Genomic DNA, 13222 nt, shown 5'->3' with positions numbered 1-13222 from the left:
TATCGGCGCGCGTCGCGCGTGGTCCGCGTGAATCGCTCAAAGCGAGCGAACCACTTCGGGACGATCTGTGAGAAGCGAATGGTGAAGAAGCGGCGGTTCACCCTTGAGCTGGTGGCACGATGCTCGCTTTCAGAACGGAACGCCCGTCGAAATCAAGAGCACCATGCTCGAGCACTCCGACGGCCAGCCGGGGAACCTCAAAACCTATCGCCAGTACCACGAAAAGCTCCGACGTCACGACGGCTGGTACTGTTTCGTCGTCTACCGACCGCACGGCCGATCCGGGTTGACGATCCTTCGCGACAAGATGGATCGCTCGAACACTCTTTCGCTGCTCCGCTGGCACGGCGGGGGCGATCACCGCGAGACTGAACAGGCAAAAATCTCGATCGAATCGATTTTTTGACTTACTTTCTCACAATCTTACTAGTTAGATATGTGATGGATATTTACGTGTAACACTTCTAACGAAATTGGCATCAAAATGGAAGCAAATAATCCAAAGACTCCGGAAGAAATGTACGACGATCTCGCTGTTATTGAAGAAGGTGGCAGCATCTACACCCTCCAACGAACAGAACCATTCGAGATCGAGTATGTTGAACGAATTTCTCGAACAAGCAAAAGCGACGCTGATCAACGGAAGGACAAGACAGTCGTCTATCTCTCGACAAAAAGTGGAAAGGAATACCGAATGATGGTTGATTGCGATAGAGGTCGCTGTGCTATGGAACATATCCGTGATGGATCATGGGTGACGTATTCAAATGCTCTCTCTGGCTTTCGGTATCGGTCACCAAATCATCCTGAGAACGGTCGAAATTGGAAATACGACGAATCGTAGTCTCATCTCTAATCGGTGTCGACGACGATCTCGGTCTCGACCTCGAAGGTCACTGCTCGCGTCGATAGCGTTTCTGCGATCTCCCGTCGCTGCTCGAGCGTGAGGTCGTCCTACTCGAGGATCTGGGATGCAGCCCGAACGAGATGAGGAATATCGTCCCAGGCACTCACGACAGCTTTCGTCTTGTTACAGTCGTAGAACGCCACTACTCGTTCGATAGCATTTCGCCGATACGCGTAATCGCCGTCGGTTCTGATTCGCATGCTCGTCCACACGACCCCCGTAATCCGAGTTTTTTTCGACTTACTGAACGGCCCATTTCGCCCCAAAATCGACCGACCCCCTCGGATCAACGGAGAAGAACACTGACACCCAGACCGAATTCACCTTTGATATGCACACGACGTCTCGCGTCTCGTGTGCATATTCGGGAAACCGGTTTTGTCGACACCCAACCCCTGGGGGTTGGATCGAAACAGTGATTCACCATCTTCTATTCACTCAGTGGTTGACTGAACGCCCTGATAACTACATGTGCAAATTGATCACTAAGATTGGGATCTTAATCGTAACTGACCGACAGCCCGTCTCTGTCAATCAGAACGTAATATTCATCGAACGTAAATGAAACCTTGATCTGACTGTCACTGGTGATGAGCCTATCAAGCGCTTCGGGATCGATATAGTTGAACAGAGGGGCATCAAGCGAGCCCTCAAGATCGCTTGATTTAACATTTTCGATGGCGGCAATGGCGTCGATGACGGCAATACTCGGCGCTGTGTTCGACCAACTGTAGTTAGATTTGCCGATCATCTCCTTCCCAGTGTCAGTATCCCCCATCATCATACCTGTGGATAAAGCTAGTGTGATCATCTGAGTAACGGCATCGGCTAATCAATTTATTTCCTGCATTGGCCGATGTTTCCCCCCGCAGATTGCCTCACGCATGCGCCCTCTATGCAGCAACAGTAATGAGAACTACCGAGATAGTATCAGAAGTGATGTGACCGAGTTAGAGAGTGAATACAGCAAACTGGCTACGTTTGTTGCGGACATCTCTGCTGAATCAGCCGGTCAGTAAACCTGCGGAATTATCGGACAGACTGCTTCAATCTCTTACTGAGGTCCCGTGCGGACTTTTCAGTCGCCCCGTCTAAGGACGCGGTATGGACGACAACCCGATTGACGACGTGGACCGGCGCATCCTACACCAACTCCAACTCAACGCCCGCCAGACCGATACTGAGATCGCCGAGAAGGTGGACGTGACCTCAACGACGGTCCGGAATCGCCTCGACAAACTCAAAGACCAGGGCGTGATCCGGGGCTATCACCCCGAGATCAACTACGAACAAGCGGGCTACCCCCTCCACGTCATGTTCGTTTGCACGGTCAACCCGAATGAGGTGGAAACGCTGGCGGAACAGATCCTCGACGTTCGGGGTGTGGTGACCACCCGCGATTTGCTTGGGGGCGAACGGAATGTCCACGTCGAGGTCGTCGCCGGCACGGTCAGGGAGATCGAAGAGATCCGCAACGACCTGGCGAACTTGGGCATGACGATCAACAGCTCCGAAATTATCTCCGAGACGCAGGTCCAGTCATGGGACCACTTCTATCCACGGACGGGCCCAGACGCGGATCAGGACGACGACACCGACGACGGGTCGGCCACCGATCAAGGGTAGTCGGGGAACTGCTTGAAATTTTCAAATCTAGTCGCACCTATAGGCTCTCGACCCACCTTCGGGATTCAATATATCCACCGATAACTGGTGCAGGTTGGATTTTTCAAATATACCAATTTTGCGAGAGAAAGGGCTTATTCGCTAGTACGTCCTCACCACGGTATGGCCGAATCAACCTATGAGATAACGTACATCAGCGAGGAGGTGGACGCCTGCTCAAAGTGTGGAGAGTCAGTCACCCGAATTCCGATCGAGCGTGAATTACTCCCTCTCAAGCAGTCGGGCATGACAGGTCCACCTAATGACATCCGAGCAACGTAAATCCGAGACGGTGAGTTTGTTGCAGGAGCTGGGGCTCAAGGAGTACGAAGCACGCTGTTTCTTGGCGCTGACGCAACTCCCGGCCGGCACGGCCAAAGAGATCAACGAGATCTCGGAGGTCCCCCGGACCCGCGTCTACGACGCCATCCGCGTGCTGGAGACGCAGGGACTGGTCGAAGTCCAACACTCCAGCCCCCAGCAGTTCCGCGCGGTCAGCATCGAGGAGGCCACCCAGACGCTCCGCCAGAAGTACGACACGCGAATCGACACCCTCCAGTCGCAGCTCGACCGTCTCGATATTCCTGACGAGCTGGAGGAGGCCGACCGGATGCAGGAGGTGTGGTCGCTGACCGGCCACGAGGCCATCGAATCCCGGACGCTCGACCTCCTCGACGAGGCGGAGTCGGAGGTCGTCCTGCTGGTCGTCGAGGAGGAACTCCTGACGGAGGAGCTGTTCGACCGGCTACACGGGGCGATGAACCGCGGCGCAGACGTCGTCATCGGCGGGGAGACCGACGCCATCATCGGGCGGCTCGAATCCGAACTGCCGTCGGTGCAGGTGTTCGAGACCGATCTCGGCTGGTTGCTGGGGCCGGTGAACGACGGTGAGGTGGCGATCAGCCGCCTGTTACTCGTCGATCGCACGAAGCTGCTGGTCAGCTCGTTCTACCCTCGGGACGGCCACGACCAGTCCCACGAGCAGGCGGTCTTCGCCAACGGCCTGGACAACGGCGTCGTGGTGCTCATCCGGCGGGTCCTCACGTCAGGCTTGCTCCCCCTGGCGGACCCGGCCAGCTAGCCACTCCGTCTCTGTCGCCTCGCCGCCTGTATTGCTGTCCAACCCATCCGGAACCAGGAATCACGGGCCTCCGGAGCCTGTTACTGTTGATCGGTTTCGAAGACCATGCTGAAGATTAGGGCCACAGTCCGCACGACGAGCGCGTTTATTTCATGTCGAATCTGTCGAACTATCAACCCACTACTCAGGCTGTACTTACCGCTCGGCCATAGTCTAATCTTCCCTCCTAAGCGGACTCGACAACACTCGTTATCGAGGTCCCATACTCTCCTGTTGCTGGAGCAGCACTGTTGTATCGTCTCGAATCGGCCAGTCTGACTTTTCGCTAGCACGGCGCGTGCTCTGCGCGCCGCGCAATTACCCTGCCCCCTTAGGGGCATAGTCATGCCCTTGTGAAACGTCGGTAGAGATAGTAAACCGACGTAACTCCTGCTCCGATTAGACCAAGCATCGCCCATAATGTTGGAGAAGGACGATAACCCGCTTTTTGAGCGTTGAGATTCCGTGCATCACGATTTAGAGTAACAGGTATCGCAAACCATGCGAGTAGCCCTGCTCCAAATCCAATTATAAAGAGTATAGACGCAAGGTCCGGAAGAACAAACGGGAGCACGAGAGCGGTTACAAAAGTTACCATCCAAGCACCTGTTGCTGCCATTACCTGCTTGAGTGTATCTGTTGCAGGAAGATCAGATATCGCGGGTGCTGGTTTGGTTTCTTTTTCGCCTTCATACTTATAGACAAGATCACTAGCATCAAGCTCTATGACCAGCTCTTCCAGCTTCTCTCCGTTCACTAACTTCATTCCTTCACGATTAGCCCTCTCGACTGCTTCTTCAGTGAAGTCAGTAGTCGTGACCACTACGACAGATTCCACAGCGTCATGCAGCCGGGCATCAATGAACTGGGCGATATCGGCTGAATCTACTTTGTATCCTTCGCTCAGTCTTCGTGTTTGAATTGCGACTCCTTGCTTCATCACACCCTCATCTCTTTCTGCTATAATATGGATACCTTCGTCACGAATTATCGTAGTCTCATAATCCTGCAACTCCCATAGCTCGGCAACAAATTCCTGAAATTCATATGGATCTATCTTCCGGAGGTGAGAGAGGTATTTCTCTTTCCGAAATCCTTTGCTCATATGAATCAGGAATGGAACATCATCCGCTTGAACGTTTTGGGTGGTAGATAGCTTGTAATCAACCGACGTTTCATGTGCTTCACCTGGAGTTTTGCGAGCGAAAGCGGGGTGGGAGCGGTGTGATTTTTTGGCTCTGTCCCCTCGGGGACACTCGCCAAGGGGAATTTCGCGCGAAGCGCGAAACGACCCCGCAGGCGTGGCGGCACGATCGTGTCGCCGCCCCCGCCCTCGAGGGGAGGACTACAATCAGAATTGGAAAGTCATCGTTTCAAGACAACGGCTTTGTTGAAACCCTTCCTGGCAAACATGACTGGTGAGTAGCTGGAGGGTGATGGATACTCTCCCGAAATCACGACTCCTTCGATTCGTTGAACGGGCTCTAGTGCTGGCTCGCCGCGCTGTGGCACGATTCTCGACACGCTATTCACGGAAGCGGTTCACGCTTCGGCAACACGTCGTCCTGCTCTGTCTCAAAGTGAAGAAAACGACCACGTACCGCGACCTCGTTGACGAACTCATCGAGATGCCTCGCATTCGTGACGCCCTCGGTCTCGATTCGATTCCCGCACCTTCGACACTCTGCAAGGCATTTGGCCGCTTGGAGATGGCCGTCTGGCGGGTTTTGCTGAACGTCTCGCTGGCGGACTTGCCGATCACCGGTGTCACCGGCATCGATGCCTCTGGGTTTGAGCGCGCTCATGCATCAACTCACTACACGAAACGAACGAACCTAACGATACAACAATTGAAGACAACACTATTGGTCGATACGGCGACCAATGCCGTTCTCGACATCCACGTGACGACGACACGAAAACACGATACGCAGATTGCGCCACAGGTAGTGAAACGGAACACAGCGTCGATTTTGGTCTTGACCGGTGAACAAGGGATATGACGACCAGAAACTCCGGCAACTCGCCCGTGACCACGATATTCGACCACTCATCAAGCATCGTGAGTTCACCCCACTCCACAAGGCATGGAATGCACGGCTGGACAGCGATCTCTATCATCGACGGAATATGAACGAGACAGTCAATGCGACGATCAAACAGAAATTCGGGGCATTCGTACGGTCACGCCTCTGGTGGAAGCAATTCCGCGAACTCGTCATCAAGTGCGTCGTTCACAACCTCGAACGGAGCCTCAAAATTTCACGCGAGGAGTATAATTGTTCGGGGTTCTGAGAGAAGCAAGCTGCTGAATACAGAGGATAAATTCAGCAGCGAAAATCTCATTTTTGTGTGTTTATCGAAGGCTGTTCAGTGTCGCCGGAGCAGCCACTGCTGAGAGGGTCCTATTACGATAGCGCCATCAGTCGTGATTTAGTGCTCGGCTTATATACTCCGCATATGACTCAGCAGACGGATATACAGGAAACGATTGCGATGGCTTCGAAGCCGTCGAATCCGTTCACAGACCTGCCACTAAGCAAGTGGCGTGACGTGTTCTTCGCACTCCCGGAGGAGGTGCAAGAACATCTCATCGTAGACATGAGTCGGTCTGAATTGGAGACATTTATCGACTGGCTCGATCCGGACGAGGTGACGGACGTTCTCGGGTACACTGACGAGGAAACACGTGAGACACTGCTCGCGACGCTCGATAGCGAACGCCGCGAGAAAATCGACTTTCTACTCTCGTTCGACCCTGAAAGTGCAGCGGGGGTAATGAGCCTCGATTACGTCACCGTTGATGAAACGCGGGACTTCCCAGAAGTGATCGAACGCGTTCGTCGGTTCGAAGAGAGAAGGGGACGGGTTCCGACGATCTTTGTTACTGGCGATGGGGAATTACAAGGCGAACTCCCCGGTGCAGCGCTGTCCGTAGCCGATCCTGAAACCGAGACGATCAGCGACTACGTTCAAGAGACGCCCTACGTCCGGTACGACCGCGATGACGAAGCAGTTCTTGAGGTATTCAGGCAAAACCGCGAGCGTTCCGTTGCCGTCCTCGATGAAGAGGAAGACATCCTCGGAGTGATTCATGCCGAGGACTTGTTGCGGCTACTCGAAGAGGCGCGGGGGCAAACGCTCTACGAGTTCACCGGGGTCGCTGAAGAAGAGAGCGTTCTCGATGGTCCAGGTACCAAGGTACGGCGACGATACAAGTGGTTGATTCTCAACCTCGGAACGGCGTTTATGGCTGCAGCGGTGGTTGGGTTGTTCGAGTCAACCATCGCTGCTGTCGCCATCTTGGCAGCATACATGCCGGTCGTCGCCGGGATGGGGGGAAATGCTGGTACACAGGCGATGGCGGTCACGGTTCGTGGGATTTCACTCGGTGAGGTGTCACTCAACACCGGCAAGCGTGTCATCTTTAACGAAGTCGTTGCCGGTGCCGTCAATGGGATGATTACCGGTGTGCTTGTCGCCGTTATCGCTATCGCCTTTTCGTTCGGCGAATTTGGCCTCTTACTCGGGGGCGTTATTGGCATCTCAATGGTCGCAAATCTCGTGATTGCAGGCTTTTTCGGTGCCATTACGCCGCTGTTACTCGACCGGGTGGGATTCGATCCAGCCACGTCTGCGACGATCTTCATCACTACGGCGACCGATGTGCTAGGCTTTTTTTGTCTTCCTCGGATTGGCCCAGGCGGTCCTGTTATAAGTGCCGCTGGTAAACTCCTGTCGCTAGATGTGCTTGACTAATCTGGTAACACCAATCCGACTGCCCTCTATGCGAGATAAGCGCTTTCTATTCACCTATGGAAATTCTGCTGGCTGACCAAACCACGTTTGCCAAGATAATTTTTCGGGGTACGAAGACTTGCTCTACTCGTTGAGCAAAGAATCGACAAACGGCGAACCGATAGCTACTGATACAGCCATCAGGCGGGAGACTTCTTGATTGCGAGAGCAGTCACTCACGCTGCCACCAACCGGCCAATGAGCGCCGCCCCGGCGGCGCTCAGGCACTCACCCCTGGTGGATCGTATACTTCCTCACGGTCCAGCATATGATACATTGAAACCAGCAGCTTCCGGGCGGTTGCTACAATCGCTGTTTTCGAGTTCTTTTTTCGAGCTAACCGGTTGTAAAACCGGCTGAGGTACTCGTCTTCGCACGTATGTACCGCTGAGTATGACGCTTGAACGAGCAACCACCGAACTCGTCCTGATCCGCGCTTCGAGATGCTTCCCTCAAACCGCGAGTCGCCAGACTCGCGGATTATCGGGTTCAACCCGAAGTAGCTAACAACTTCCTTGGCCCGGTCAAACCGGTCAATCTCTCCTAACTCCGCGTAAATCGTCAACGCCGTAAAGTAACTCACACCAGGAATCGTCATCAGGAGCTGGGTCTCCTTCAGAGACCCAGCCCGTTCCTTGATCTCCACTTCCAACGACTCAATCTGCTCGGTGAGTACCTGAATGAGTTCCAGATACGACTCCAGCAACGCATCCCACGGGGCCGGGAGCGAGAGTTCCGCCAGGAACTCTCGTCCCTCTACGCTCAGCGGTTTCACCTCCTGAGTGATCCCGTGGTCACTCAACAAGCCATGGATCTTGTTCGCGTACTCGGTCCGGTTCTCGACGAGCTTCTGGCGCCCGCGCACAAGTGCGCGGGCTTGTCGAACCTCGTCGGTTGGAACGTAGCTTTCAGGAACTGAGCCTAACCGAACCATCCGAGCGAGTTGTTTCGCATCGACGCGGTCAGTTTTCTTGTCCGAGTCGGAGATTAACTTCAGTTCGCCGGGGTTGGCGACGGTCACATCCAGATACGCTGAAAGCGTATCATGGATGTGGTAGTAGTTAGTGGTCGCTTCAAGCGCGGCTTTTGACCCAGCGTACTGCTGGGCGAAGTCGTCGAGGTTCGCGTTTTCGACGCGAACCTCTTCGACGATCTCACCGTTTTTGTCCAGTACTGCGATCTGTGAGTACCGTTTGTGTACGTCGATTCCAATGAACATTGGACTCACCTTGGAACGCCGGTGCGTGAAACAGAGATTCACCTATACGGGCTTTCCCGACTGCCGCTCCCGGCGGCAGTCGGGCTGTGATGCCCAGGACTCGGCTTCCTACGCACTCGAACCAGTCAGCACCACGTGTTCTTGGACACGGAATACAGCTCGGTTTCTTGCGTCCCATACTTGTTTCACGCTCTCATGGGATAGCAGAATTTCCATCGAGTCAGCACGGCCGCTGAAACCTATCACCAGCTGAGGCTTTCAACAAGGCCAAGACAACTGTACTTGCACAACGAGAGTATCGGAATAGTGTTGTCACTACCAGGGCCGGTTCAGCGATCGGCGACCGGTCCGACGTACCCGACTTCGGTCCCGCCTCCAGGAGTCCGCCACGTCAGCTGCGCTCGTCGTAGTAGCGATGGATCGTTTCCTGACTTCGACCACTTCTCGAGGGCTTCAGCGGCGATTGTGTGCACGTTCTCGAAACTGCTCGCTTTCAGCTCGGAGAGAATCGCCTCGATTCGAACGCGCCTGGGCTCGCCGTCGATCTCGACGTTCAGCTCGAGGTATCCCTCGAACGCCGGACCGAGCATGACCGACGAGAGTGCGTCGTACGGACCGCGACCCCAGTCTGGCCATTTCCAGCGGCCTTCAACCTCGTGGGGCGTCGTTTCGACGTGATTCGCCATCGGCTACTGCTCCTGATCGTCCTCGGAGTTCGATCGACCGACGAGATCGGCCCGCACTCCGAACAGCGGTACACCTTCTCGCTTCCAGCGCCGCAGACCGGACACTCCGCAAGCGACGGTCTCACAGCGGACCACCTCGAGCGCGGCGGGCTTCGCGAGCGCAGTTCGGACAGAGGCGACTCGTCGCGGGAACTGGCTCGTCGCACCGCTCACACTCGGTAGAATCGACGAGACGGCTCATCGCGAATCCCCTCTGTTTCCGCTCGAGTTCTCAGATTTTGAAAACGAACGGTCAGTAGCCGCGTGTAGTGAGCGGTAACTGCTGCCAGGACTGGCTGGAATCGGGTTACGGTGCGAGCGTCGTCTTCGCACTACCGCAGCGCGAGCATCGACGGAACTCGTACGTACCGTACTCGTTCTCGGCGTCTGTGAAGAAGTTCCGTTTACACGAGTGACAGTAGTAGTCGGGCATAATCCATCACGGATAGTAGAAGCTGGCCCCTCTTTTCGTTCACTACCGCTCGTAGAGTTGCCGCTCACGCGGTTTCATCTCGATTTTCGATGGTACGGTGAACGTCGGCGTCGTCGGCCTGGTGAGCTGGATGGACGATCGGCGTTCGACTTCCGACGTCGTATAACTCGCTCGCAGGGACGAACAGCGGCTTACGCATCCGGCTCACCCCCGTGACGACCTTCCGACGTCTCGGGATCGGGAATCGAGACCTCGAGCCCGGCAGCAGAGCCTCGACTTAGTCGGGCGTAGCTATCGCACTTCCCGCAGTGGTGGGCGCGGTCGCGATCGTCACCGAAGACGCGGGCGAGCTGCTCGGTAACGTGAGTGCCCCAATGCTGACAGGTGCTTTTACTAACCTGTATTCGAAGTGACGAACTCACGCCGACCACCCCCGTTTTCCCTCGGAAAAACCACGAGACGGCGTCGGGGCGGATTCGGATTTGTTCGTCCTTCGATTCTCAGCGGGGGTTTGTACGGTACACTCTTCGAAGTGAAATTCAGCTTCAGCTACTCTCGAGCCAGTTAGTGGAACGCTTCGAGAAACGCCCGTGTCGCTATGGACTCGCCGGGATTGAGCAAACGCGAAGCGTTTGCGATGTTCGGCGAGTCCACGACTGAACGAGCGAAGCGACGTGAAGAAGTGGACTCGCCGGGATTTGAACCCGGGGCCTCTTCCTTGCGAAGGAAGCGATCTGCCGCTGATCTACGAGCCCTCGAGCAATCCTACCGTCGGTTTCTATTTGTAGCTTGTGTTTCGCGGGCAGAGCGTGAAAACCACCCACGGACGGATACGTCTCGCCGACGTTTCGAGTCGTCTCTGTCGACGTTCACTCGAGTCGTCCCGTCGTACCGCCAGTACGACCCCGGCTCACCGACCGACGTTGAGCACGCGGGCGCGGCCGGCGACGGCACCGAGCAGGAAGCCGGTGAAGTGGGCGATCAGCGCGACGCCGGGTGCGGCGGTCGCGAGCGTGACCGCCGCGGCGAGGCCGGCGAAAACGAGGACGGTCAGCCAGCGCGGGACGTCGACGAACGAGGCCAGACCGGACGAGAGCCGGTTCGAGGCGATCAGGTATCCCAGGAGCGCGAAGACGGCCCCGCTGGCGCCGAGGACGCCCGGGGTCGGCGTCCCGGGGACGAGCGGCAGCGCCGCTGCGAACTCCGTCAGGACGATCTGGGAGACGCCCGCGAGCGCGCCGGTGACCAGAAAGAACGTGTGAAACCGGAGCCGGGTCGTCGCTCGAGCGACGGGCCAGCCGAAGACGATCAGCGCGAGGCCGTTCGAAAGCAGGTGCCACGGCCCGCCGTGGGCGTAGACGCTCGTGACGATCGTCCACGGGTTGACAGCGAGCGGGGGCTGGAGGACGAACAGGCCGGCCATGACGCCGGCGAACGCGGCGACCGCCTGGGCGACGTAGACGGCGACGAAGACGACGAGCAACTCGAGGATCGGACCGCTGGAACCGGAGTCGGCGTCGGAACTCGACTGCGGTTCCGATCCGACCTGCGACGACGTCCGCGACCGGTTCGGCATGGGGGGTACTCCGTGAGCGAGCGCAAAAAGCCTGCGCCGTGGGCTCATCGCGTGAGACGCTCGCGCCGTCGACGGTGTGCGGAGCGAAAGCGGCGTCGTCACTCGAGACGGCTGTCGACCGGAAAATCGCGAAAACCGCGAGCGATCTAGTTATCCTCGAGAACGATCTCGATGGAGACGTCGTTAGGCACCTGAATGCGCATGAGCTGTCGGAGAGCGCGTTCGTCGGCGTCCAGATCGATCAGGCGCTTGTGGACGCGCATCTCCCAGTGCTCCCACGTCGCGGTACCCTCGCCGTCAGGCGACTTCCGCGTCGGGACCTCGAGGGTCTTCGTCGGCAGCGGGATGGGGCCGCTCAGGTTGACGCCGGTGTTGTTCGCAATCTCGCGGACGTCGTCGCAGATGTCGTCTAGGTCGTCTGGGCTCGTGCCCGCGAGTCGAACGCGTGCCTGCTGCATTTATTTCTCGTTGACGTCGAGGACCTTTCCGGCCGCGATGGTCTGACCCATGTCGCGGATTGCGAAGCTCCCGAGTTCCGGGATCTCGCTGGACGGCTCGATGCTGAGGGGCTTTTGCGGTCGGATGGTGACCACGGCAGCGTCACCCGACTGGATGAAGTCGGGGTTCTCCTCGGCGACCTCGCCGCTCGAGGGGTCCATCTTCTTGTCGATGGATTCGATCGTACAGGCGACCTGCGCCGTGTGCGCGTGGAAGACCGGCGTGTAGCCCGCCGTGATGACCGATGGGTGTTGCATGACGACGATCTGGGCCTGGAACGTCTCGGCGACGCTCGGCGGATCGTCGGCGGGGCCACAGACGTCACCGCGGCGGATGTCGTCTTTGCCGATGCCGCGTACGTTGAATCCGACGTTGTCGCCGGGTTCGGCCTTCGGGACCTCCTCGTGGTGCATCTCGATCGTCTTCACTTCGCCGCCCACGTCGCTGGGCTGGAAGGAGACGTTGTCGCCGATGTTCATGACGCCGGTCTCGATTCGTCCGACGGGGACGGTACCGATACCGGAGATGGTGTAGACGTCCTGGATCGGGAGCCGCAGCGGCGCGTCCGTCGGCGGCTCGGGCTCGGGAAGCGCGTTGAGCGCGTCGAGCAGGATGTTGCCGTCGTACCAGGGGGTGTTGTCGGAGGCCTCGGCGATATTGTCGCCTTCGAACGCGGAGATCGGGATGAACTCGGCGTCGTCCGTGTTGAACTGGACCTGGTTGAGCAGCTGGGTGACCTCGTCGACGACGTCGTCGTAGGTGTCCTCCTTGTAGTCGACGACGTCCATCTTGTTGATACCGATGATGAGCTCGTCGATGCCCAGGGTGCGGGCCAGGAAGACGTGCTCCTGGGTCTGGGGCGCGACGCCGTCGTCAGCCGCGACGACGAGGACGGCGTTGTCCGCCTGGGACGCACCGGTGATCATGTTCTTGACGAAGTCGCGGTGGCCCGGACAGTCGACGATGGTGAACTCGTACTCGTCGGTCGAGAACTCCTGGTGGGCGATGTCGATGGTGACACCGCGTTCGCGCTCCTCGGCGAGGTTGTCCATGACGTAGGCGAACTCGAATCCGCCCTTGCCCTTCTCCTCCGCTTCCTCGCGGTGCTGTTCGATGACGTGCTCGGGTACGCTCCCCGTCTCGTAGAGGAGTCGTCCCACGAGCGTGCTCTTCCCGTGGTCGACGTGGCCGATGATGGCCAGGTTCTGGTGTCGTTCGCTCATTGTTGTAGCTCACGCGCAGAGGCGCTTATATCGGTCTCTTTGGCTCGTTGCGGTTAAA

The 13222-nt window shown here is 57.2% G+C and carries 11 protein-coding genes, 1 tRNA gene and 4 pseudogenes; 6 read left to right on the top strand and 10 right to left on the bottom strand.

The features are described 5' to 3' along the window. Positions 1–27 precede the first annotated feature (27 nt). Both EA472_RS02360 and EA472_RS02355 read left to right on the top strand, forming a co-directional pair. Positions 28–406: pseudogene (locus tag EA472_RS02360) on the top strand (hypothetical protein). Between the two features lie 78 nt (positions 407–484). Beyond that, positions 485–844: a hypothetical protein gene (locus tag EA472_RS02355; protein ID WP_124189893.1), complete on the top strand. Its 360-nt coding sequence runs from the start codon at positions 485–487 to the stop codon at positions 842–844. A gap of 8 nt (positions 845–852) precedes the next feature. Here the strand turns inward: EA472_RS02355 and EA472_RS22890 are convergent. Together EA472_RS22890 and EA472_RS02345 are read right to left on the bottom strand one after the other, a co-directional pair. Beyond that, positions 853–1107: pseudogene (locus tag EA472_RS22890) on the bottom strand (DUF7692 domain-containing protein). A gap of 299 nt (positions 1108–1406) precedes the next feature. After that, on the bottom strand, positions 1407–1718 hold the full coding sequence (locus EA472_RS02345; RefSeq protein WP_124189892.1) for a HalOD1 output domain-containing protein: 312 nt from the start codon (positions 1716–1718) through the stop codon (positions 1407–1409). A gap of 293 nt (positions 1719–2011) precedes the next feature. Here EA472_RS02345 and EA472_RS02340 point away from each other — a divergent pair, with 293 nt between their 5' ends. After that, entirely contained in the window at positions 2012–2533 is a 522-nt protein-coding gene (locus tag EA472_RS02340; protein WP_124189891.1) for an Lrp/AsnC family transcriptional regulator, read from the top strand. 301 nt (positions 2534–2834) lie between these two features. Next, positions 2835–3653 carry a TrmB family transcriptional regulator gene (locus tag EA472_RS02335; protein WP_124189890.1) on the top strand — a complete coding sequence of 273 codons (819 nt, stop codon included), beginning with the start codon at positions 2835–2837 and terminating at the stop codon, positions 3651–3653. 382 nt (positions 3654–4035) lie between these two features. Here the strand turns inward: EA472_RS02335 and EA472_RS02330 are convergent, their stop codons facing one another. Beyond that, entirely contained in the window at positions 4036–4797 is a 762-nt protein-coding gene (locus tag EA472_RS02330; RefSeq protein WP_124189889.1) for a restriction endonuclease, read from the bottom strand. A gap of 331 nt (positions 4798–5128) precedes the next feature. Here EA472_RS02330 and EA472_RS02320 point away from each other — a divergent pair. After that, positions 5129–5987: pseudogene (locus tag EA472_RS02320) on the top strand (IS5 family transposase). 165 nt (positions 5988–6152) lie between these two features. Continuing rightward, positions 6153–7410: pseudogene (locus EA472_RS02315) on the top strand (magnesium transporter). 300 nt (positions 7411–7710) lie between these two features. Here the strand turns inward: EA472_RS02315 and EA472_RS02310 are convergent. The 7 genes from EA472_RS02310 to tuf all read right to left on the bottom strand — a co-directional run bounded on the left by EA472_RS02310 (position 7711) and on the right by tuf (position 13164). Then, positions 7711–8709 carry an IS110 family transposase gene (locus EA472_RS02310; protein ID WP_124189888.1) on the bottom strand — a complete coding sequence of 333 codons (999 nt, stop codon included), beginning with the start codon at positions 8707–8709 and terminating at the stop codon, positions 7711–7713. Between the two features lie 329 nt (positions 8710–9038). After that, positions 9039–9395 (bottom strand): DUF7845 domain-containing protein, encoded by a 357-nt coding sequence (locus tag EA472_RS22885; RefSeq protein ID WP_124189887.1) that lies wholly within the window; start codon positions 9393–9395, stop codon positions 9039–9041. 663 nt (positions 9396–10058) lie between these two features. Continuing rightward, positions 10059–10298: a DUF7563 family protein gene (locus EA472_RS22880; protein ID WP_124189886.1), complete on the bottom strand. Its 240-nt coding sequence runs from the start codon at positions 10296–10298 to the stop codon at positions 10059–10061. A 252-nt stretch (positions 10299–10550) separates the two neighbouring features. After that, positions 10551–10622: transfer RNA gene (locus EA472_RS02295), tRNA-Ala, on the bottom strand. A gap of 155 nt (positions 10623–10777) precedes the next feature. Then, positions 10778–11443, bottom strand: coding sequence for a rhomboid family intramembrane serine protease (locus EA472_RS02290; protein ID WP_124189885.1), 666 nt, complete (start codon positions 11441–11443; stop codon positions 10778–10780). Positions 11444–11589: 146 nt separating this feature from the next. After that, complete coding sequence (rpsJ, locus tag EA472_RS02285; RefSeq protein WP_124178671.1) at positions 11590–11901, bottom strand: 30S ribosomal protein S10; 312 nt, start codon at positions 11899–11901, stop codon at positions 11590–11592. Further along, the gene (gene tuf / locus EA472_RS02280; RefSeq protein WP_124189884.1) at positions 11902–13164 is read right to left on the bottom strand and encodes a translation elongation factor EF-1 subunit alpha; all 1263 of its coding nucleotides are present in this window, start codon (positions 13162–13164) and stop codon (positions 11902–11904) included. Positions 13165–13222: the final 58 nt, after the last annotated feature.

This window comes from Natrarchaeobius oligotrophus, assembly GCF_003841465.1.
GTDB classification, from domain to species: Archaea; Halobacteriota; Halobacteria; order Halobacteriales; family Natrialbaceae; genus Natrarchaeobius; species Natrarchaeobius oligotrophus.
Note: the sequence above shows the minus strand (reverse complement) of the source record. Positions and strands in the feature narration are given on the sequence as shown.

Bases quoted from the DNA above. Each gene is read 5' to 3' on its own strand.
- EA472_RS02340 (WP_124189891.1), top strand. From the start codon at position 2,012: ATGGACGACAACCCGATTGACGACGTGGACCGGCGCATCCTACACCAA.
- EA472_RS02335 (WP_124189890.1), top strand. From the start codon at position 2,835: ATGACATCCGAGCAACGTAAATCCGAGACGGTGAGTTTGTTGCAGGAG.
- EA472_RS02345 (WP_124189892.1), bottom strand. From the start codon at position 1,718: ATGATCACACTAGCTTTATCCACAGGTATGATGATGGGGGATACTGAC.
- EA472_RS02330 (WP_124189889.1), bottom strand. From the start codon at position 4,797: ATGAGCAAAGGATTTCGGAAAGAGAAATACCTCTCTCACCTCCGGAAG.
- EA472_RS22885 (WP_124189887.1), bottom strand. From the start codon at position 9,395: ATGGCGAATCACGTCGAAACGACGCCCCACGAGGTTGAAGGCCGCTGG.
- EA472_RS02290 (WP_124189885.1), bottom strand. From the start codon at position 11,443: ATGCCGAACCGGTCGCGGACGTCGTCGCAGGTCGGATCGGAACCGCAG.
- EA472_RS02310 (WP_124189888.1), bottom strand. From the start codon at position 8,709: ATGTTCATTGGAATCGACGTACACAAACGGTACTCACAGATCGCAGTA.
- tuf (WP_124189884.1), bottom strand. From the start codon at position 13,164: ATGAGCGAACGACACCAGAACCTGGCCATCATCGGCCACGTCGACCAC.
- rpsJ (WP_124178671.1), bottom strand. From the start codon at position 11,901: ATGCAGCAGGCACGCGTTCGACTCGCGGGCACGAGCCCAGACGACCTA.
- EA472_RS02355 (WP_124189893.1), top strand. From the start codon at position 485: ATGGAAGCAAATAATCCAAAGACTCCGGAAGAAATGTACGACGATCTC.